Source organism: Leuconostoc sp. BM2, from assembly GCF_002095565.1.
GTDB lineage: Bacteria > Bacillota > Bacilli > Lactobacillales > Lactobacillaceae > Leuconostoc > Leuconostoc falkenbergense.
On record NZ_MOWQ01000008.1, the window covers coordinates 14,988 to 33,035 of the forward strand.

32 protein-coding genes are annotated in these 18,048 nt (G+C 41.4%); all 32 read left to right on the plus strand.

The window, feature by feature from the left end:
- Window positions 1–37: 37 nt before the first annotated feature.
- Window positions 38–1,141 carry an ABC transporter ATP-binding protein gene (locus BMG01_RS04020; RefSeq protein WP_004911295.1) on the plus strand — a complete coding sequence of 368 codons (1,104 nt, stop codon included), beginning with the start codon at window positions 38–40 and terminating at the stop codon, window positions 1,139–1,141.
- Window positions 1,128–1,949 carry an ABC transporter permease gene (locus BMG01_RS04025; protein WP_036066502.1) on the plus strand — a complete coding sequence of 274 codons (822 nt, stop codon included), beginning with the start codon at window positions 1,128–1,130 and terminating at the stop codon, window positions 1,947–1,949. Before BMG01_RS04020 ends, BMG01_RS04025 begins: the two co-directional genes overlap by 14 nt.
- A gap of 9 nt (window positions 1,950–1,958) precedes the next feature.
- Window positions 1,959–2,786 (plus strand): ABC transporter permease, encoded by an 828-nt coding sequence (locus BMG01_RS04030; RefSeq protein WP_004911291.1) that lies wholly within the window; start codon window positions 1,959–1,961, stop codon window positions 2,784–2,786.
- Window position 2,787: 1 nt separating this feature from the next.
- Window positions 2,788–3,867, plus strand: a complete 1,080-nt coding sequence (locus BMG01_RS04035; RefSeq protein ID WP_036067783.1) for an ABC transporter substrate-binding protein — start codon at window positions 2,788–2,790, stop codon at window positions 3,865–3,867.
- Between the two features lie 253 nt (window positions 3,868–4,120).
- Window positions 4,121–4,429 (plus strand): 30S ribosomal protein S10, encoded by a 309-nt coding sequence (gene rpsJ, locus BMG01_RS04040; protein ID WP_002816040.1) that lies wholly within the window; start codon window positions 4,121–4,123, stop codon window positions 4,427–4,429.
- Between the two features lie 76 nt (window positions 4,430–4,505).
- Window positions 4,506–5,192, plus strand: a complete 687-nt coding sequence (rplC, locus tag BMG01_RS04045; RefSeq protein WP_004911284.1) for a 50S ribosomal protein L3 — start codon at window positions 4,506–4,508, stop codon at window positions 5,190–5,192.
- A gap of 32 nt (window positions 5,193–5,224) precedes the next feature.
- A complete protein-coding gene (rplD, locus tag BMG01_RS04050; protein ID WP_004911281.1) occupies window positions 5,225–5,848 on the plus strand; it encodes a 50S ribosomal protein L4 in 624 nt (207 codons plus the stop codon).
- Entirely contained in the window at window positions 5,848–6,135 is a 288-nt protein-coding gene (gene rplW / locus BMG01_RS04055; RefSeq protein WP_004911278.1) for a 50S ribosomal protein L23, read from the plus strand. The genes rplD and rplW overlap by 1 nt, the downstream gene beginning before the upstream one ends.
- A gap of 22 nt (window positions 6,136–6,157) precedes the next feature.
- Window positions 6,158–6,991, plus strand: a complete 834-nt coding sequence (gene rplB, locus BMG01_RS04060; RefSeq protein WP_004911273.1) for a 50S ribosomal protein L2 — start codon at window positions 6,158–6,160, stop codon at window positions 6,989–6,991.
- Between the two features lie 17 nt (window positions 6,992–7,008).
- Window positions 7,009–7,287 carry a 30S ribosomal protein S19 gene (rpsS, locus tag BMG01_RS04065; RefSeq protein WP_002816034.1) on the plus strand — a complete coding sequence of 93 codons (279 nt, stop codon included), beginning with the start codon at window positions 7,009–7,011 and terminating at the stop codon, window positions 7,285–7,287.
- A gap of 14 nt (window positions 7,288–7,301) precedes the next feature.
- A complete protein-coding gene (rplV, locus tag BMG01_RS04070; RefSeq protein ID WP_004911267.1) occupies window positions 7,302–7,658 on the plus strand; it encodes a 50S ribosomal protein L22 in 357 nt (118 codons plus the stop codon).
- Complete coding sequence (rpsC, locus tag BMG01_RS04075; RefSeq protein WP_004911266.1) at window positions 7,658–8,329, plus strand: 30S ribosomal protein S3; 672 nt, start codon at window positions 7,658–7,660, stop codon at window positions 8,327–8,329. The genes rplV and rpsC overlap by 1 nt, the downstream gene beginning before the upstream one ends.
- Window positions 8,330–8,343: 14 nt before the next feature.
- The gene (rplP, locus tag BMG01_RS04080; protein ID WP_002816029.1) at window positions 8,344–8,757 is read left to right on the plus strand and encodes a 50S ribosomal protein L16; all 414 of its coding nucleotides are present in this window, start codon (window positions 8,344–8,346) and stop codon (window positions 8,755–8,757) included.
- A complete protein-coding gene (rpmC, locus tag BMG01_RS04085; protein WP_002816028.1) occupies window positions 8,757–8,963 on the plus strand; it encodes a 50S ribosomal protein L29 in 207 nt (68 codons plus the stop codon). The genes rplP and rpmC overlap by 1 nt, the downstream gene beginning before the upstream one ends.
- Before the next feature lie 22 nt (window positions 8,964–8,985).
- On the plus strand, window positions 8,986–9,252 hold the full coding sequence (gene rpsQ / locus BMG01_RS04090; protein ID WP_004911259.1) for a 30S ribosomal protein S17: 267 nt from the start codon (window positions 8,986–8,988) through the stop codon (window positions 9,250–9,252).
- 48 nt (window positions 9,253–9,300) lie between these two features.
- The gene (gene rplN / locus BMG01_RS04095) at window positions 9,301–9,669 is read left to right on the plus strand and encodes a 50S ribosomal protein L14 (protein ID WP_004911257.1); all 369 of its coding nucleotides are present in this window, start codon (window positions 9,301–9,303) and stop codon (window positions 9,667–9,669) included.
- Between the two features lie 23 nt (window positions 9,670–9,692).
- Window positions 9,693–10,001, plus strand: a complete 309-nt coding sequence (rplX, locus tag BMG01_RS04100) for a 50S ribosomal protein L24 (protein ID WP_002816025.1) — start codon at window positions 9,693–9,695, stop codon at window positions 9,999–10,001.
- Window positions 10,002–10,024: 23 nt separating this feature from the next.
- Window positions 10,025–10,567, plus strand: coding sequence for a 50S ribosomal protein L5 (gene rplE, locus BMG01_RS04105; protein ID WP_004911253.1), 543 nt, complete (start codon window positions 10,025–10,027; stop codon window positions 10,565–10,567).
- Window positions 10,568–10,700: 133 nt separating this feature from the next.
- Window positions 10,701–11,099 carry a 30S ribosomal protein S8 gene (rpsH, locus tag BMG01_RS04110; RefSeq protein ID WP_004911251.1) on the plus strand — a complete coding sequence of 133 codons (399 nt, stop codon included), beginning with the start codon at window positions 10,701–10,703 and terminating at the stop codon, window positions 11,097–11,099.
- A gap of 24 nt (window positions 11,100–11,123) precedes the next feature.
- Window positions 11,124–11,660: a 50S ribosomal protein L6 gene (gene rplF, locus BMG01_RS04115; protein WP_004911247.1), complete on the plus strand. Its 537-nt coding sequence runs from the start codon at window positions 11,124–11,126 to the stop codon at window positions 11,658–11,660.
- A gap of 80 nt (window positions 11,661–11,740) precedes the next feature.
- Window positions 11,741–12,094: a 50S ribosomal protein L18 gene (gene rplR / locus BMG01_RS04120; protein ID WP_004911242.1), complete on the plus strand. Its 354-nt coding sequence runs from the start codon at window positions 11,741–11,743 to the stop codon at window positions 12,092–12,094.
- A gap of 18 nt (window positions 12,095–12,112) precedes the next feature.
- Complete coding sequence (gene rpsE, locus BMG01_RS04125; protein WP_036067781.1) at window positions 12,113–12,619, plus strand: 30S ribosomal protein S5; 507 nt, start codon at window positions 12,113–12,115, stop codon at window positions 12,617–12,619.
- 11 nt (window positions 12,620–12,630) lie between these two features.
- Window positions 12,631–12,813 carry a 50S ribosomal protein L30 gene (rpmD, locus tag BMG01_RS04130; RefSeq protein ID WP_004911238.1) on the plus strand — a complete coding sequence of 61 codons (183 nt, stop codon included), beginning with the start codon at window positions 12,631–12,633 and terminating at the stop codon, window positions 12,811–12,813.
- A 29-nt stretch (window positions 12,814–12,842) separates the two neighbouring features.
- Window positions 12,843–13,277 carry a 50S ribosomal protein L15 gene (gene rplO, locus BMG01_RS04135; RefSeq protein ID WP_004911235.1) on the plus strand — a complete coding sequence of 145 codons (435 nt, stop codon included), beginning with the start codon at window positions 12,843–12,845 and terminating at the stop codon, window positions 13,275–13,277.
- Window positions 13,277–14,611 (plus strand): preprotein translocase subunit SecY, encoded by a 1,335-nt coding sequence (gene secY / locus BMG01_RS04140; RefSeq protein WP_004911232.1) that lies wholly within the window; start codon window positions 13,277–13,279, stop codon window positions 14,609–14,611. The genes rplO and secY overlap by 1 nt, the downstream gene beginning before the upstream one ends.
- A complete protein-coding gene (locus tag BMG01_RS04145; protein ID WP_004911229.1) occupies window positions 14,604–15,167 on the plus strand; it encodes an adenylate kinase in 564 nt (187 codons plus the stop codon). Before secY ends, BMG01_RS04145 begins: the two co-directional genes overlap by 8 nt.
- A 103-nt stretch (window positions 15,168–15,270) precedes the next feature.
- On the plus strand, window positions 15,271–15,486 hold the full coding sequence (gene infA, locus BMG01_RS04150; RefSeq protein ID WP_002816015.1) for a translation initiation factor IF-1: 216 nt from the start codon (window positions 15,271–15,273) through the stop codon (window positions 15,484–15,486).
- 45 nt (window positions 15,487–15,531) lie between these two features.
- Complete coding sequence (gene rpmJ, locus BMG01_RS04155; protein ID WP_002816013.1) at window positions 15,532–15,651, plus strand: 50S ribosomal protein L36; 120 nt, start codon at window positions 15,532–15,534, stop codon at window positions 15,649–15,651.
- Window positions 15,652–15,724: 73 nt separating this feature from the next.
- Window positions 15,725–16,096: a 30S ribosomal protein S13 gene (rpsM, locus tag BMG01_RS04160; protein WP_002816010.1), complete on the plus strand. Its 372-nt coding sequence runs from the start codon at window positions 15,725–15,727 to the stop codon at window positions 16,094–16,096.
- 128 nt (window positions 16,097–16,224) lie between these two features.
- Window positions 16,225–16,611, plus strand: coding sequence for a 30S ribosomal protein S11 (gene rpsK / locus BMG01_RS04165; RefSeq protein ID WP_004911226.1), 387 nt, complete (start codon window positions 16,225–16,227; stop codon window positions 16,609–16,611).
- 47 nt (window positions 16,612–16,658) lie between these two features.
- Entirely contained in the window at window positions 16,659–17,603 is a 945-nt protein-coding gene (locus BMG01_RS04170) for a DNA-directed RNA polymerase subunit alpha (RefSeq protein ID WP_004911224.1), read from the plus strand.
- 37 nt (window positions 17,604–17,640) lie between these two features.
- Entirely contained in the window at window positions 17,641–18,024 is a 384-nt protein-coding gene (gene rplQ / locus BMG01_RS04175) for a 50S ribosomal protein L17 (protein WP_004911223.1), read from the plus strand.
- The last annotated feature ends 24 nt before the right edge of the window (window positions 18,025–18,048 follow it).

Here is an 18,048-nt window from a genome sequence, read left to right on the forward strand (position 1 = left end):
AAAATTGAAATTATCGAAAAGAGTTGAGGTTGAGAATTTGGCAGAGCAAACACCAATTATTGAATTTAAGTCTGTAAGCTTAGCTTATGGTGACACAGAGATTTTGAAGGGCATCGACTTGTCTTTAGAACAAGGTAAATTTTATACCTTGTTGGGGCCATCGGGATCTGGTAAAACAACGATATTAAACTTGATTTCTGGTCAATTGGCGGCAACTTCAGGTGATATTTTATTTGAAAACAAGCGTATCAATGATGTACCAGTGGAAAAACGAACTGTTAACACTGTTTTCCAAGACTATGCTTTGTTTCCTAATATGAATGTTTTTGAAAACGTGGCTTTTGGGCCTTCTATAAAGAAAATGTCAAAGACCGATATTGAACGACAAGTTCATGACATGCTGAAGTTGGTTAAACTTGATCAATATGCTGATCGTGATATTAGTGAGCTGTCAGGTGGGCAACGGCAGCGTGTGGCGATTGCGCGCGCTTTGGCTAATGATCCAAAAGTTTTGTTACTTGATGAACCATTGTCTGCATTGGATTACAAGTTGCGCAAAGACATGCAGTATGAGTTACGTGAAATTCAGCAAAGACTTGGTATTACATTTGTTTTTGTGACGCATGATCAAGAAGAAGCGTTGGCCATGTCTGATTGGATTTTTGTGATGAATGATGGTGTCATACAACAAAATGGGACACCTGAAGATATCTACGATGAACCGATTAACCATTTTGTTGCGGACTTTATTGGTGAAAGTAACATTGTTGATGGCATTATGAAGACGGATTACGTTGTTCATTTTGTTGGCAAAGATTTTGAAAATGTGGATGCTGGTATGCGACCTAATGAACGAGTTGAGGTTGTCTTACGGCCTGAAGATTTGGATTTAACTACCATTGAAAATGGTAAGTTAATTGTGACCATTGATGACCAATCATTCCGTGGTGATTATTATGAAATTACAGCAATTGATGATGATGGTAATGAGTGGCAAGTTCAAGCAACGAACTCGGCTCAAGTTGGAGAACGAGTTGGCTTGACATTTGATCCAGAAGATATTCATATTATGCGTTTTAACGAGTCGGAAGATGATTTTGACGCGCGTTTGGAAAGTTATGAGGATGATGATGAAGAGTAAACAACAACGTCAGTTATTTTATCTCGTACCTTATGGCGCGTGGCTACTGCTATTTGTTATTGCCCCACTTTTTTTATTGCTATTTCAATCATTAACTAGTGCGAATGGTGGTTTAACTTTACATAACTATGCTGTTTATTTTGGTAGTGGCACATACCTTCGCATGACGTTCAATTCAGTTTGGTTTGCTTTTTTGATTACACTAATTACATTGGTAATTAGTTATCCGATGGCTTACCTACTCAATCAGCTCAAGCGAAAACAATTTTGGTTGCTATTAGTAATCCTGCCAACGTGGATTAATTTGCTGTTAAAGACCTATGCGTTTATTGGTCTCTTGTCAAAAACCGGTACGGTTAATAATTTCATGAGCTTCTTTGGCATTGCCCCACAGCAACTGTTGTTTTCTGATTGGAGCTTTTTGTTAGTTGCTGCCTACATTGAAATTCCGTTTATGATTCTGCCAATTTTTAATTCGTTGGCAGAAATTGACCCAAAACTGGAGCAAGCTAGTCGTGATTTGGGTGCCAATAAATGGCAAACATTACGACGAGTCATTTTGCCATTATCAATGCCGGGGGTTAAGGCGGGCATTCAAGCTGTTTTCATTCCAAGTTTGTCATTGTTTATGATTACACGTTTGATAGGCGGTAATCGTGTGATTACGTTAGGTACAGCAATCGAGGAACATTTTTTAGTAACCCAAAACTGGCAACTTGGATCGACGATTGGTGTGATTTTAATTGTAGCGATGGTTGTGACGATGATTTTGACGCGTGATCGTGTCAAAAAAAATACGAGAAAGTGAGTAATATAAATGAAAAAAGCTTTTAAATGGTCAAATTTATATTTGTGGTTTGTTTTCATTTTGCTGTACTTACCAATTTTTTTCTTGATTATTTATTCATTTAATGCAGGTGATGTGATGCAAGGATGGGACGGATTTTCCTTGAAGCATTACGTTGAGTTGTTCGCAGATACGCGCATTATCGAGATAGTGGTTAATACTTTTTTAATCGCACTATTGTCTTCGCTTTTGGCTAGTATTTTGGGAACGGCTGGTGCGTTGTATATTTATGATCAGCGCAATCGGTTGATTAAAAATATTTTCTTATCATTAAACAATATTTTGTTGGTATCACCTGATGTTATTATTGGCGCTTCGTTTTTGATATTGTTTACAGTTGTCGGTTTTTCATTAGGATTTGCGTCAGTACTCCTGTCGCATATTGCTTTTAGTATTCCGATTGTTGTGTTGATGGTTTTGCCGAGACTCCAAGAAATGAATCAATCCTTAGTTGCTGCTGCTAAAGATTTAGGCGCTAATAACTGGCAAATGTTATCGCGCGTGATTTTACCCGTTATATCACCAGGTATTTTGGCTGGATTTTTTATGGCATTTACGTATTCTTTGGATGATTTTGCGGTGACATTTTTCGTAACTGGTAATGGGTTTTCGACGTTATCTGTTGAAATATATTCTCGGGCCCGTCAGGGGGTTAGCTTGGAAATTAATGCCTTGTCGGCAATGATGTTTATTGTATCGCTCGTACTTGTCTTACTATATTACGTTATTTCAACGCGCTCATCTAAAAATAAAAAACGTGGTACGCGACTGGTAACACCGGCTACGGAGGGTTTATAGCATGAAAAAGTTATTGAGTAGTGTCGTTGCCATTTTAATTGTTGTTGCTGTTTTGTTCGGTGCACAGCGTTATTTGGCTGCCAAAACTGGTAGTGGTGAGGGCGGTTCTAAAGTTTTGAATCTGTATAACTGGGGAGATTATATTGATCCAGCTCTACTTAAAAAGTTTACTAAAGAGACAGGTTACAAAGTCAGTTACGAAACTTTTGATTCCAATGAAGCCATGTTTACGAAGGTTAAACAGGGTGGGACATCCTATGATTTAGCTGTGCCGTCGGAATATATGATTGAGAAAATGAAGGCTGCAAATTTATTGTTGCCACTGGATCATCGGACATTGACAGAATTAAAAAATTACGACAGTCGATTCCTGAACCAATCTTTTGATAGACACAACAAATACTCTGTCCCATACTTTTGGGGAACTTTAGGTATTATCTACAATGATAAATACGTAAAGGCCAGTGATGTCCAACATTGGGATGATTTATGGTCGTCAAAGTTTAAAAATCAAGTCATGTTAATTGACTCGGCACGTGATGTATTAGGTTTTACATTGATTACACAAGGGAAGTCTGTAAATGATAAGTCAACAGCTGATTTGGCGGCAGCTCAAGGCAAACTAACAACTTTGATGCCAAATGTTAAAGCCATTATTGCTGACGAAATCAAAATGTATATGGCACAAGACGAAGCGTCAATTGCCGTAACATATTCTGGAGAGGCGTCCGAAGCAATGGTAAACAATAAACACTTGCATTATGTTGTGCCGAGCGAGGGTTCAAATCTTTGGTTTGATAATATTGTTATGCCCAAAACTGCTAAACATAAAGCGGCTGCCTATGCTTTCTTAAATTTCATTAGTGAGCCAAAAAACGCGGCCCAAAATGCCGAATATATTGGTTATGCAACGCCAAACAAAAAGGCATTAGCACTATTACCTAAGAGTATTCGTGAGGACAAACAGTTTTATCCAGACGCCAAAACTGTGAGTCACTTGCAAGTATATTCAGACTTAGGACAAAAATGGACAGAAAAATATAATGATGCCTTTTTGGAATTTAAAATGACACAAAGATGAGTAAAAAGAATTGTTGAAAATATCGCACAAAACCCTTGCAATGCAGGGGTTTTTCTGTTATTATATTTAAGTACGCTTTTGGAACAGTAGTCATATAAACCTGACGAAAGCCTGGTGTATCAATGTTTAGCGATGATGATTAAGGTTGCGACACGCGCGGCCGCGTTGCCATGGGCGCGCAAAACACAAGCAGTGTTGTCGGTTTTTAATCGGAGTTAGCTGATTTACAAAATCAACGAGGAGGCACGAAATAATGGCACAAAAGAAGATCCGTATCCGTTTGAAGGCATACGAACACCGCATCTTAGACCAATCAGCAGAAAAAATTGTTGAGACAGCTAAGCGTACGGGCGCAGAAATTGCTGGTCCTATCCCATTGCCAACTGAACGTACATTGTATACAATTCTACGTTCACCACATAAGCACAAGGATAGCCGTGAGCAATTTGAAATGCGCACGCACAAGCGTTTGATCGACATTGTGAACCCTACTGACAAGACAGTCGACGCATTGCGTAAGCTTGAATTGCCATCAGGTGTTGCGATCGAAATCAAGTTGTAATCTTAAACGGATATAACTTCGCGTCTCAACTTAGAGACAAAAAATAAGTCAAGCAAAATAATTAAGGAGATTAGTCATGACTAAAGGTATCTTAGGCCGCAAAGTCGGTATGACTCAGGTTTTCACAGAATCTGGCGAATTGATCGCAGTTACCGTAGTTGAAGCAACACCAAACGTCGTTTTGCAAGTAAAAAATGCAGAAACAGACGGTTATAGTGCTATTCAACTCGGTTACCAAGACAAACGTGCAGTTTTGTCAAACAAACCTGAACAAGGTCACGCTTCAAAAGCAAACACGACCCCTAAGCGCTACGTTCGTGAAGTCCGCGACGCGGAAGGCGAATTTAACGCAGGGGATGAAATCAAAGTGGATACATTCCAAGCAGGGGAATACGTCGACGTAACGGGCATCACAAAAGGGCATGGCTTCCAAGGCTCAATTAAGCGTCTTGGTCAGTCTCGTGGACCTATGGCCCACGGCTCACGTTATCACCGCCGTCCTGGTTCAATGGGTGCGATTATTAACCGCGTCTTCAAGGGTAAGCTCTTGCCAGGTCGTATGGGTAACAACAAGCGCACAATGCAAAATGTTGCTATTGTACACGTTGATGTTGAAAATAACCTCTTGCTATTGAAGGGAAATGTTCCCGGCGCCAACAAGTCACTTTTGACAATCAAATCAACTGTTAAAGTTAATGCAAAGCATCCTGAAATCAAAATAGCTGGTGTATCTGCACCTGTCGCTGATTCAGAAGAAGCTTAATCTAAACTATATAGAAAGGAGAACAATCAATCATGACTAAAGTTGCTGTATTAAAGCAAGATGGTAGTCAAGCTGCTGAAATTGAATTGAATGATGCAGTTTTCGCCATCGAACCTAACAACGCCGTTATTACAGATGCAGTATTGATGCAACGTGCATCATTACGTCAGGGTACACATGCTGTCAAGAACCGCTCTGCTGTTTCTGGTGGTGGTCGTAAGCCTTGGAAGCAAAAGGGTACTGGTCGTGCACGTGCTGGTTCAATTCGTGAACCTCAGTTCCGTGGCGGTGGTATTGTTTTTGGTCCTACACCTCGTTCATACGCTTACCGTATCAACCGTAAAGCCTATCAATTGGCTTTGAAGTCAGTATTATCACAAAAAGTTGCTGATAATAAGTTGGTTGTTGTTGATGCTTTGTCATTTGAAGCACCAAAGACGCAAGACTTTAAAAAGGTTTTGGCTAACTTGTCAGCTGACACAAAGACATTAGTAGTTGTTGATGAAGACAATGAAAACGCGATCTTGTCAGCACGTAACTTGGCTAATGTTCAAGTTATGACAACAAAGGGTATCAACGTACTTGACGTTGTTAATGCAGATAAGCTGGTGATTGTTCAATCATCAATCGAAGAAATCCAAGGAGGTCTTGCCTAATGGATGCACGCGATATTATCCGTCGCCCTATCATCACCGAAGCTTCAATGGCGCAAACAGAACGTAAGCGTTATGTCTTCGAAGTAGATACTCGCGCAAAAAAGCCTGAAATCAAGAAAGCTATCGAAGAAATTTTTGATGTTAAAGTTTCAGGTCTCAACACAGCAAACGTTCGTGGTAAGCTTAAGCGCCAAGGCCGTTATGTTGGTTATACACGTAAGTTAAAAAAGGCAACTGTAACGTTGTCAAAAGATTCAAAAGATATTCAAATCTTTAACGAAGGTTAATTCTAAATAGGAGGATAAGACATTGGCTATCAAGAAATATAAGCCAACCTCTAACGGACGTCGTAATATGACGACTTCAGATTTTGCTGAAATCACTAAGACAACGCCCGAGAAGAGTTTGTTGGCTAAAAAGTCAAAGACTGGTGCACGTAATGCATCAGGTCGCATGACAGTTCGCCACCACGCTGGTGGACATAAGCAGGCCTACCGTATCGTAGACTTTAAGCGTATTAAAGATGACAAGACAGCTACTGTTAAGGCTATCGAGTACGATCCAAACCGCACAGCTAACGTTGCTTTGTTGGTATATGAAGATGGTATTAAGTCATACATCTTGGCGCCAAAGGGATTGAAGGTTGGCGATAAAGTTCAATCTGGTCCTGATGCCGACATTAAGCCCGGCAATGCCTTGCCATTGAGTGCTATTCCTGAAGGTACTTTGATTCACAATATCGAATTGAAGCCTGGTAAGGGTGGCCAATTGGCTCGTTCAGCGGGTACATCAGCACAAATTTTGGGACGTGATGGTAAGTACATCATTGTTCGATTGACTTCAGGAGAAGTACGTTTGGTCTTAGCTACTAACCGCGCCACAATTGGTGAAGTTGGTAACGCCGAACATTCATTGATTAACTGGGGTAAAGCTGGTCGTAACCGTTGGCGTGGAAAGCGTCCACACGTTCGTGGATCAGTTATGAACCCTAACGATCACCCACACGGTGGTGGTGAAGGTAAAGCACCAGTTGGTCGTCCAAGTCCTATGTCACCATGGGGTAAGAAGACTGCCGGTAAGAAGACTCGCGATAAGAAGAAAGCTTCAACAAAGTTCATCGTTCGCGGTCGCAAGAGTAAGTAAGGGAAAGGAGACAACTAATGGCTCGTAGTTTAAAAAAGGGACCATTTGCGGACCCACACTTGCTTAAGAAGATTGAAGCGCAAGTTGATTCTGAAAAGAAATCAGTGATCAAAACTTGGTCACGTCGTTCAACAATCTTCCCAAGCTTCATCGGCTTTACAATTGCCGTTTATGATGGTCGCAAGCACGTTCCAGTATATGTGCAAGAAGATATGGTCGGTCACAAGTTAGGTGAATTCGTACCAACTCGTACGTTCAAGGGACACAAGAACGACGATAAAAAGACTGGTAAATAAGGAGGAAGTGAAAAATGGCTGAACAAGTTACATCAGCTCGCGCGACTGCTAAGATCGTTCGCGTTGCCCCACGTAAGGCACGCTTAGTTCTTGACACTATTCGCCGTAAGAGCGTTAACGAAGCATACGCAATTTTGAAGTTCCTACCTAATACTTCTACTGAAGATATTTACAAGGTTTTGAACTCAGCAGTTGCTAATGCTGAAAATAACTTCTCACTAGACAGAGAAGATCTTATTGTGAAGGAAGCCTTCGCGAACGAAGGACCAACGCTAAAGCGTTTCCGTCCACGTGCCAAAGGTTCTGCTTCACCTATCAACAAGCGTACAAGCCACATTACAATTGTGGTTGCTGAGAAGGAGGCAAAGTAATGGGTCAAAAGATTAACCCTACTGGGTTCCGTGTTGGCGTTATTCGCGACTGGGACGCAAAGTGGTTTGCTGACAAGGCTGATTATGCTAACCAACTTCACGAAGACTTGCGTATTCGTAAGTATATCGAAAAGAATTTAGCTGATGCCTCAGTTGATCGCATTGAAATTGAACGTAGCACTAAGTCACGTGTTGACGTTTCAATCCACACTGCCAAGCCTGGAATGGTAATTGGTAAGGGTGGTTCAGAAGTTGAAAAGCTTCGTACTCAATTGGCAAAATTGACAGATAAAGATGAAAAGGGTCGTTCAAAGCGCGTTTTCATTAACATCGTTGAAATCAAGAAGCCTGATTTGAGTGCACATTTGGTTGGACAACAAATTGCTGGTGATTTGGAACGCCGTGTTGCTTTCCGTCGCGCAATGCGTGGTGCCATCCAACGTGCTACTCGTGCCGGTGCAAAGGGTATCAAAGTTATGGTTTCAGGTCGTTTGAACGGTGCAGATATTGCCCGTATTGAACAATATACTGAAGGCACTGTTCCTTTGCATACTTTACGTGCAGACATTGACTACTCATGGGATGAAGCAATGACTGCTTATGGTAACTTGGGTATTAAGACTTGGATTTACCGTGGTGATGTTTTGCCACAAAAGAAAAACAGTAAGTAAGGAGGGAAGCAAACATGTTAGTACCAAAGCGTGTTAAATTCCGTCGTGTACACCGTGGTCACATGCGTGGCGAAGCTAAAGGTGGCAAGACGGTGACATTTGGTGACTTTGGCTTGCAAGCAACAACATCAAGCTGGATCACTAACCGTCAAATTGAAGCTGCTCGTATTGCAATGACACGTTATATGAAGCGTGGTGGTAAGGTTTGGATTAAAATCTTCCCTCACAAGTCATATACATCAAAAGGTGTTGGTGTTCGAATGGGTAATGGTAAGGGTGCTCCCGAAGGATGGGTTGAACCTGTTAAGCGTGGCAAGGTAATGTTTGAAGTGGCAGGTGTTCCTGAAGCAACTGCACGTGAAGCATTGCGTTTGGCACAACATAAGTTGCCTGTACGTACGAAGATTATTGCTCGGGAGGCTGAATAATGGCTAAAGCAAGTGAATTGAAAGAATTGTCACTTGCGGATTTGCAAAAGCGCGAAGCCGAATTCAAGGAAGAATTGTTCAACCTTCGTTTCCAATTGGCTACTGGTCAGTTGGAAAACACGGCGCGTATCGCACAAGTTCGTAAGGACATTGCACGAGTTAAGACAGTTATTCGTGCACAAGAATTGGCAAACGCCAACAAATAAGACGAAAGGAAGAAGCTGAAAAATGAGTGAAGAACGTAATACTCGTAAAGTTTATCAAGGACGCGTTGTTTCAGATAAGATGGACAAGACAATTACTGTCGCTGTTGATACTTATTTAACACACGCCGTCTACGGTAAGCGTGTCAAGTACACAAAGAAGTTCAAGGCCCATGATGAAAACAATAGTGCCAAGCAGGGCGATATTGTTCAAATCATGGAAACACGTCCTTTGTCTGCAACTAAGCACTTCCGTTTGGTTAAGATCGTTGAAGAGGCTGTTATTCTTTAATGTTCGACCCAAAACGTCGTAATTAATTGCTAACAAGGAGGAAGAACCATGATTCAACAAGAGAGTCGTTTAAAAGTGGCTGATAACTCTGGCGCACGTGAAATCTTGACGATTAAAGTGCTCGGTGGTTCAGGCCGTAAGTTTGCAGGTGTTGGCGACATGATCGTTGCAACAGTTAAGCAAGCTATCCCTGGTGGTAACGTAAAGAAGGGTGACGTCGTTAAGGCTGTTATCGTTCGTACTGTATCTGACGTTCGTCGTGCAGATGGCTCATACATTAATTTTGATGAAAATGCCGCTGTTATCGTGAAGGACGACAAATCACCAGTTGGTACGCGTATTTTTGGTCCAGTTGCACGTGAATTACGTGACAACGACTACATGCGTATTGTTTCATTGGCACCAGAAGTGCTCTAATACTGACAAGGAGGAGCCAAATCATGTTTGTAAAAACAGGTGATAAGGTTCGCGTCATTGCCGGCAAAGACAAGGGAAAAGAAGGCACAATCACTAAGACTGTTGCTGGAAAAGATCGCGTCGTTGTCGAAGGCGTGAACATCGTTAAGAAGCATCAAAAGCCTTCTAACGAATATCCACAAGGTGGTGTTATCGATATCGAAGCACCTATCCATGTTTCTAACGTGCAATTGCTTGACCCTTCAACTAACGAACCAACGCGCGTTGGATTCAAAGTGGAAGATGGCAAGAAAGTTCGCGTATCTAAAAAGTCTGGTAACGTACTAGGCTAATATCGAAAGGTGAAATCATTTTCATGGCTAACGCTTTAAAAGAAAAATATGTTAATGAAGTTCAACCTGCTTTGATCGAAAAGTTTAACTTCAAATCATCAATGCAAGCCCCAAAGATTGACAAGATCGTCTTGAACATGGGTGTTGGTGATGCAGTTTCAAACTCAAAGAACTTGGATGAAGCGGTTGAAGAATTGAAGTTGATTGCTGGTCAACAACCAGTTATCACAAAGGCAAAGAAGTCAATCGCTGGTTTCCGTTTGCGTGAAGGTATGTCAATCGGAACTAAGGTAACACTACGTGGTGAACGTATGTATGACTTCTTAGACAAGTTGATCAACATTTCATTGCCTCGTGTTCGTGATTTCCGTGGTGTATCATCAAAGGCTTTTGATGGCCGTGGTAACTACACTTTGGGCATTCGTGAACAATTGATTTTCCCAGAAATCGATTTTGACAAGGTTAACCGTGTTCGCGGATTGGACATTGTTATTGTTACAACTGCTCAAAACGACGAAGAAGGTCGTGAGTTGTTAACACAATTGGGAATGCCATTTACTAAGTAATTAGTGAATAAAAATGTTGTTACTCTAAATGAGTGACGCGTTTTTAACTGTTATCGACTAAAATAGTCTATAATAGTTAAGAGCGTGTCATTTTGCATGATTACGTTCAAAATTTAAAGGAGGATATCGATAGATGTCTATGACTGATCCAATTGCTGATTTATTGACACGCATTCGTAACGCCAATTTGGCGCATCACGAAGTTGTGGAAATTCCAGCATCAAAAATTAAAAAGAGTATCGCTGAAATCTTGAAATCAGAAGGTTTCATCCGCGATGTGGAGTATATTGATGATAACAAGCAAGGTGTTATCCGTGTATTTCTCAAGTACGGAGAAGACCGTAATCGTGTGATTACTGGTATTAAGCGTATCTCAAAGCCTGGTTTGCGTAAGTATGCCAAGGCTGAAGACTTGCCAAAAGTTTTGAATGGTTTGGGAATTGCTATTATCTCAACTTCTGCCGGTGTGATTACTGACAAAGAAGCTCGTTCAAAGCAAGTTGGTGGCGAAGTGCTCGCCTACGTTTGGTAATATATCTAAGAAAGGAGACTTACCATGAGCCGTATTGGAAATAAAACAATCACATTGCCTGCTGATGTGACTGTATCTCAAGAAGGTGCAGTTGTCACAGTTAAAGGGCCTAAGGGTGAATTGTCACGTGAAATCGTTTCAGCAATCACGATGAATGTTGAAGGAACTGAAGTTTCTTTCACACGTGAAAGTGACGACAACAAGACTAAAGCTTTGCATGGTACTACACGTGCCAACGTTGCAAACATGGTCGAAGGTGTATCTGAAGGTTTCACAAAAACATTGAAGCTTGTTGGTGTTGGTTACCGTGCCGCAAAGTCAGGTTCAAAGTTGACTTTGAGTGTTGGTTATTCTCACCCAGTTGTCTTTGAAGATCGTGAAGCGTTAACTGTTGAAGTACCAGATGCTTTGACAATTAAAATTTCAGGTATTTCAAAACAAAAAGTCGGCGATTTAGCAGCTGAAATTCGTGCCGTTCGTTCACCAGAACCTTATAAAGGTAAAGGTATTCGTTACGAAGGTGAAGTTGTTCGTCGTAAGGAAGGTAAGACTGGTAAGTAAGTATTTACTGCTAGTAGTACAAGTTCTGTTAAAAAAATATTTTAAAATGGCATAAGCCATAAGAAAAGGAAAGCACAGCTATGATTTCAAAACCAGATAAGAATAAGCTTCGCGTAAAGCGCCACAAGCGTGTACGTGGAAAAATCTCTGGTACTGCTGCTCGCCCACGTTTGAACGTTTTCCGTTCTAATGCAAACATCTACGCTCAATTAATTGATGACGTAGCGGGTGTAACGCTAGCAAGTGCCTCAAGTCATGATGCCGAAGTAACGGGATCAAAGACTGAACAAGCAGTTAAAGTTGGTGAATTGATCGCCGCACGTGGTAAAGCCGCAAAGGTTGAAGAAGTTGTCTTTGATCGTGGTGGTTACGTTTATCATGGACGTGTTCAAGCACTAGCAGAATCAGCCCGTGAAAACGGTTTGAAGTTCTAAGGAAGGAGGAATATTAAAATGGTTGAATTCGTTAATCCTAAGTCACTTGGTGAATTAGAAGAGAACGTGGTTGCTATTAACCGTGTCACAAAGGTTGTTAAGGGTGGTCGTCGCTTGCGTTTTGCAGCGTTGGTTGTCGTTGGTGACAAGCAAGGACACGTTGGTTTTGGTACTGGTAAAGCACAAGAAGTTCCTGAAGCTATCCGCAAGGCTATTGAAGATGCTAAGCGTATGTTGATCACTGTGCCAACAGTTGCTACAACTATTCCTCATGAAGTCCTTGGCGAATGGGGCGGTGGTAAGATTTTGGTCAAGCCAGCCGAAGAAGGATCTGGTGTTGCTGCCGGTGGTGCCGCACGTTCTGTTATGGAACTTGCAGGTATTGCTGATGTGACTGCTAAGTCACTTGGTTCATCAACACCAGTTAACGTTATTCGTGCAACTTTCGATGCGCTAACAAGCTTGAAAGATGCCGAAGAAGTTGCTAAGTTGCGTGGTGTTTCTTTGGAACACTTAGCTGAATAAGGAGCGATAAAATGGCAGATTTGAAAATCACTTTGATTAAGAGTGCGGTTCATCGCTTACCTAAGCAACGCGCGATTGTTAAGTCTCTTGGACTTGGCCGCGTATCTAGTTCAGTGGTGAAGCCTGATAACGAAGCTACACGTGGTGCAATTTTCCATATTGCTCACTTAGTTAACGTTGAAGAAGTTAAGTAATTACACATTAAAATAGGAGGTACCGAAAGATGAATTTGAACGAATTACAACCAGCTGCTGGTTCACGTCACGTGCGTAACCGTGTTGGTCGTGGTACATCATCTGGAAACGGTAAGACATCCGGACGTGGTCAAAAGGGTCAAAAGGCTCGTGGAAAAGTGCGTTTGGGTTTTGAAGGTGGTCAAATGCCTTTGTACCGTCGTATTCCAAAACGTGGATTTACTAACATTTCACGTAAGGAATTTGCAGTTGTTAACTTAGATAAGTTAAACAGCTTTGATGATGGCACAGAAATTACACCAGCGCTTTTGATTGAAAACGGTATTGTTAAAAATCAAAAGTCAGGTATTAAGATTTTGGCTGTAGGTCAACTTGAAAAGAAGTTGACTGTGAAGGCACATAAGTTTTCAGCAGCAGCTGTTGCTGCTATTGAACAAGCCGGTGGGTCAACTGAGGTACTTTAATGCTTAGCACGTTATTTAATGCAGTACGTGAAAAAGACATACGCAAAAAGCTGGGATGGACATTTTTGATTTTGTTTGTATACAGAATTGGAACACACATCACTGTGCCAGGGGTTAACCCTGCTGCTATGTCTGATATGGCCAACTCAGGATTGATGAACATTTTGAACATCTTTTCTGGTGGCGGCTTGATGAATTACTCATTGTTTGCTATGGGTGTTTCACCATACGTGACGGCACAAATTGTTGTGCAACTTTTGCAATTAGATATCGTGCCTCGCTTTGTCGAATGGAGTAAGCAAGGTGAAGTTGGTCGGCGAAAGTTGAACAACGCCACACGTTGGTTGACACTTGTGCTTGCTTTTGTTCAATCCGTAGGTATTACAGCAGGATTTAATTCACTGTCTTCTTATGGATTAGTTAGTCAAACAAATAACGTGATGTCTTTTATTGTGATCGGTTCGGTCATGACAATTGGAACGTTTTTTGCGATGTGGCTGGGTGAGATGATCACTGAAAAAGGTCTTGGAAACGGTGTTTCTATGATTATTTTTGCAGGTATTATCGCACAAGCACCAGAAGGTTTGTATGAAATTTTCAAAGAAAATATTTTACAAGCTGGTAATGGTGAGCTGTTAAATGGTTGGGTGTTCATGATTGTGTTGTTAGTAGCAATGATTTTGGTTGTTGCGTTTACAACTTGGTCATATGAAGGAACCCGCCGTTTGCAAATGCAGTACACACGTTCGGCTACTTCGTATGGTAGTGAAGCGTATTTACCTTTGAAAGTCAATGTTTCAGGTGTTATTCCTGTCATCTTTGCCTCATCATTTATTAGCACGCCGCAAACAGTGTTGTTGGCCTTTCAGGATAAATATGCTTCTGCTCAATGGTATCAAGTTATGCAACAAATATTTAGCATGACAACATTACCAGGGGCGATACTTTACACTGTATTAATTGTTATTTTCACTTATTTTTACGCATTTGTTCAAGTTAACCCTGAAAAGTTAGCTGAAAACTTACAGAAACAAGGGGCTTACATTGTTGGTGTGCGTCCTGGTGATCAAACGAAAGCTTTTGTCTCAAAACTCCTATTAAATCTGAGCTTTGTCGGCTCAATTTTCTTAGGTGTTGTTGCATTAGTACCATTGATCGCATCGGATGTGTGGGGATTGAACGAAAAAATCGGTTTAGGTGGCACAAGCCTGTTGATTTCAATAGGTGTTGCCTTGGACTTAATTCGTCAAATCGATGGTTTAATGCAGAAAAAAAATTATGTTGGCTTTATTACAAAAGATCAATTAGCAGCTCGGGAGGCAATCAATGGCTAAGAATTTGATTTTATTGGGATTACCTGGTGCCGGAAAAGGTACACAGGCAGACTTCATCGTGAAGGACTATCCTGTGGTTCACATTAGTACTGGAGATATTTTCCGTGCTAATTTGGCCAACAACACAGAATTAGGTCAAAAAGCTCGTGAGTTCATGGATGCTGGTGACTTAGTTCCCGATGAAATTACTAACGCTATGGTTGCTGACCGTTTAAATCAAAGTGATGTTGAAGCCGGCTTTATGCTTGACGGATATCCTCGTAATGAAGCACAGGCTGAATTTTTGGATAGCTATCTGTCTAATAACAATAAGTCTGTTTCTGCAACATTATACTTTGAAGTTTCCGACTCATTATTGCGTCAACGTCTTTTGGGACGCGGACGCGCAGATGATACGCCCGAGGTAATTGATAACCGCTTAGCCGTTAATAAAGCGGCTAACTTGCCTTTGGTAGATTATTACCAACGTGCTGGTGTTTTGCACACCATCGATGGCGGTCGCCAACTTGCTGACGTGTATCGTGATGTTAAGGAAGTTTTAGATAATTTGGATTAATTATCTAAAATGTCATTGAGAAATACCATTATTTCTGGTATAATTTGATAGGTTAAGCACTTATCAACAATGTAGAACATGATAAGCACAGGAGGTTGAGTGCGTGGCCAATGATGTCATTGAAATTGAAGGTAAAGTGAAAGAAACTTTACCAAATGCGATGTTCCAAGTAGAACTCGAAAATGGTGCTGTGATTTTGGCACATGTTTCTGGAAAAATTCGTAAGAATTTTATCAGAATATTGCCGGGTGATCGCGTCACTGTTGAAATGTCACCATACGACTTAACTAAGGGTCGTATTACTTATCGTTTCCGATAAGGAAAGATTTGGAATAATCAGTTAACCGAATAGGAGGAATAGATTATGAAAGTACGCCCATCAGTTAAAAAGATGTGTGATGCTTGCCGCGTTATCAAGCGCAATGGTCGCACAATGATCATCTGCTCTGCTAACCCAAAGCATAAGCAACGCGCTGGTAAGTAATTACCACGCATTAATTATTGATTGAATAAGGACATAATTGTCGTTTTCAAAATACTAAAGGAGGTAAATTGTTATGGCTCGTATTGCAGGTATTGATTTGCCACGTGACAAGCGAATTGTCATTGGCTTAACATACATCTACGGAATCGGTAATACTACTGCACAAAAGGTTTTGGCTGAAGCTGGTGTGTCTGAAGACGTTCGCGTTCGCGATTTGACATCAGACCAAGAAGACGCTATCCGTGCAACAGTTGACAAGTTGAACTTGCAACTTGAAGGTGACTTGCGTCGTAAGGTATCACTTGATATCAAATCGTTGCAAGAAATCGCTTCGTACCGTGGCATTCGTCATCGTAAGGGCTTGCCAGTTCGTGGACAAAACACGAAAAACAACGCTCGTACACGTAAAGGCCCAGCTAAAGCAATTGCTGGTAAGAAAAAGTAATTCACTTTTTCTGGTTGTATCCTCATCGATACGGCACATGATTATCGCAACCATAGTTGCGTAATGTTGGTTAATATATTTGTTAACCCGAGAAATTATATATAAAGTATTGAAAAGGAGGCAAACAAATGGCAGGTCGTACAACGCGTAAGCGTCGTGTAAAGAAGAATATTGAATCTGGTGTGGCTCACATCCATTCAACATTCAACAACACCATCGTCATGATTACAGATGTTCAAGGTAACGCAGTTGCTTGGTCATCTGCTGGTGCACTTGGCTTCAAAGGAAGTCGTAAGTCGACACCGTTCGCTGCACAAATGGCAGCAGAAGCTGCAGCAAAAGGTGCCATGGAAATGAACATGCGCACAGTTGCAGTAACTGTTAAAGGCCCAGGTTCTGGTCGTGAATCAGCAATCCGTGCTTTGGCAGCAGCGGGCTTGGAAGTAACATCTATTAAAGATGTGACACCAGTTCCCCACAACGGATCACGCCCACCAAAGCGTCGTCGTGTTTAATTGAATTTCATTGCTCTTGCTGTGAAAGAAGGGGTAAGAATTTACAGATGATTGAATTTGAAAAGCCAAATATTCATAACATCGAAGAGGATGCCCGCTATGGCAAGTTTGTCATAGAGCCTCTTGAACGAGGATATGGAACGACATTAGGTAACTCTTTGCGTCGTATCTTATTATCCTCGCTTCCAGGCGCAGCCGTTAACACGGTACAGATTGACGGCGTAGTTCACGAGTTTTCAACTGTGGACGGCGTAGTTGAAGATGTCACACAAATTATCTTAAATCTTAAGAAAGTTGTGTTGGCGATTGATTCTGATGATGAGCGATCTCTTGAAATTGATGTTCAAGGGCCAGCAGATGTGACAGCTGCAGATTTGCAGGGTGGCGCAGATGTTGAAGTGCTTAATCCAGATTTGCATATCGCTACTGTGGCAGCAGGTAAGTCATTGCATATGACAGTCACGGCAGTTAAAGGTCGTGGATATACATCAGCCGATGAGAACAAAAAATTGCGCGATGAAATGCCTATCGGTGTTTTGGCGGTTGATTCAATTTATACACCAATTGAACGTGTTAACTATCAAGTAGAAAATACGCGTGTTGGTGCACGTGACGATTATGATAAGCTCACATTTGATATTTGGACAAATGGTTCCATCAAACCTAGTGATGCGCTCAGCTTAGGTGCTAAAATCTTAGCAGAGCATTTGAACTTGTTTATGGACATCTCACCAGTAGCTGCAGAAGCCAGCGTTATGGTTGAGGCAGAGCCAGTTGCAGTTAGTGCATCTGATTCCGCACCAATTGAAGATTTGGATTTGTCTGTTCGTTCTTATAATTGTCTCAAACGGGCCGGTATCAACACCATCGTGGAGTTGACAGATCGCACTGAAGCCGACATGATGAAAGTGCGTAATCTCGGTCGGAAATCACTTGACGAAATCCAAGAAAAGCTCACAGAAATGAACTTGGGATTCCGCAAGGAAGATTAACACATGTCTTTAAACTACTAAAAAGGAGGATTCACCAATGCCATATCGTAAACTGGGTCGTACGTCTTCACAACGTAAGGCAATGTTACGTGACTTGACTACTGATCTTTTGATTAATGGTCGTATTACGACAACAGAAGCTCGCGCCAAAGAAGTACGTAAGACAACTGATAAGATGATTACATTAGGTAAGCGTGGTGACTTGAATGCTCGTCGTCAAGCCGCTGCCTTTGTCCGCAACGAAGTTGCAGATGTTATCGAAGATGGTGACAATGTTAAAGTTCAATCAGCTTTGCAAAAGCTTTTTGATGATGTTGCCCCTCGCTTTGCCGAACGTAATGGTGGTTATACACGGATTCTCAAGACTGTCCAACGTCGTGGCGACGCCGCTCAATTGGTCATCTTGGAGCTCGTTGATTAATCAATTGTAACAAAAAACACTCGA

Coding starts and splice junctions, on each gene's coding strand:
- rplN (WP_004911257.1), top strand. CDS start 9,301: ATGATTCAACAAGAGAGTCGTTTAAAAGTGGCTGATAACTCTGGCGCA.
- rplX (WP_002816025.1), top strand. CDS start 9,693: ATGTTTGTAAAAACAGGTGATAAGGTTCGCGTCATTGCCGGCAAAGAC.
- rpmC (WP_002816028.1), top strand. CDS start 8,757: ATGGCTAAAGCAAGTGAATTGAAAGAATTGTCACTTGCGGATTTGCAA.
- rpsC (WP_004911266.1), top strand. CDS start 7,658: ATGGGTCAAAAGATTAACCCTACTGGGTTCCGTGTTGGCGTTATTCGC.
- BMG01_RS04025 (WP_036066502.1), top strand. CDS start 1,128: ATGATGAAGAGTAAACAACAACGTCAGTTATTTTATCTCGTACCTTAT.
- rplE (WP_004911253.1), top strand. CDS start 10,025: ATGGCTAACGCTTTAAAAGAAAAATATGTTAATGAAGTTCAACCTGCT.
- rpsJ (WP_002816040.1), top strand. CDS start 4,121: ATGGCACAAAAGAAGATCCGTATCCGTTTGAAGGCATACGAACACCGC.
- rpmD (WP_004911238.1), top strand. CDS start 12,631: ATGGCAGATTTGAAAATCACTTTGATTAAGAGTGCGGTTCATCGCTTA.
- rplV (WP_004911267.1), top strand. CDS start 7,302: ATGGCTGAACAAGTTACATCAGCTCGCGCGACTGCTAAGATCGTTCGC.
- BMG01_RS04030 (WP_004911291.1), top strand. CDS start 1,959: ATGAAAAAAGCTTTTAAATGGTCAAATTTATATTTGTGGTTTGTTTTC.
- rpsQ (WP_004911259.1), top strand. CDS start 8,986: ATGAGTGAAGAACGTAATACTCGTAAAGTTTATCAAGGACGCGTTGTT.
- rpsK (WP_004911226.1), top strand. CDS start 16,225: ATGGCAGGTCGTACAACGCGTAAGCGTCGTGTAAAGAAGAATATTGAA.
- BMG01_RS04170 (WP_004911224.1), top strand. CDS start 16,659: ATGATTGAATTTGAAAAGCCAAATATTCATAACATCGAAGAGGATGCC.
- rplC (WP_004911284.1), top strand. CDS start 4,506: ATGACTAAAGGTATCTTAGGCCGCAAAGTCGGTATGACTCAGGTTTTC.
- rplF (WP_004911247.1), top strand. CDS start 11,124: ATGAGCCGTATTGGAAATAAAACAATCACATTGCCTGCTGATGTGACT.
- rpsH (WP_004911251.1), top strand. CDS start 10,701: ATGTCTATGACTGATCCAATTGCTGATTTATTGACACGCATTCGTAAC.
- BMG01_RS04035 (WP_036067783.1), top strand. CDS start 2,788: ATGAAAAAGTTATTGAGTAGTGTCGTTGCCATTTTAATTGTTGTTGCT.
- rplW (WP_004911278.1), top strand. CDS start 5,848: ATGGATGCACGCGATATTATCCGTCGCCCTATCATCACCGAAGCTTCA.
- rplQ (WP_004911223.1), top strand. CDS start 17,641: ATGCCATATCGTAAACTGGGTCGTACGTCTTCACAACGTAAGGCAATG.
- rplR (WP_004911242.1), top strand. CDS start 11,741: ATGATTTCAAAACCAGATAAGAATAAGCTTCGCGTAAAGCGCCACAAG.
- rplO (WP_004911235.1), top strand. CDS start 12,843: ATGAATTTGAACGAATTACAACCAGCTGCTGGTTCACGTCACGTGCGT.
- rpmJ (WP_002816013.1), top strand. CDS start 15,532: ATGAAAGTACGCCCATCAGTTAAAAAGATGTGTGATGCTTGCCGCGTT.
- rpsS (WP_002816034.1), top strand. CDS start 7,009: ATGGCTCGTAGTTTAAAAAAGGGACCATTTGCGGACCCACACTTGCTT.
- BMG01_RS04145 (WP_004911229.1), top strand. CDS start 14,604: ATGGCTAAGAATTTGATTTTATTGGGATTACCTGGTGCCGGAAAAGGT.
- rpsM (WP_002816010.1), top strand. CDS start 15,725: ATGGCTCGTATTGCAGGTATTGATTTGCCACGTGACAAGCGAATTGTC.
- rplD (WP_004911281.1), top strand. CDS start 5,225: ATGACTAAAGTTGCTGTATTAAAGCAAGATGGTAGTCAAGCTGCTGAA.
- rpsE (WP_036067781.1), top strand. CDS start 12,113: ATGGTTGAATTCGTTAATCCTAAGTCACTTGGTGAATTAGAAGAGAAC.
- rplP (WP_002816029.1), top strand. CDS start 8,344: ATGTTAGTACCAAAGCGTGTTAAATTCCGTCGTGTACACCGTGGTCAC.
- secY (WP_004911232.1), top strand. CDS start 13,277: ATGCTTAGCACGTTATTTAATGCAGTACGTGAAAAAGACATACGCAAA.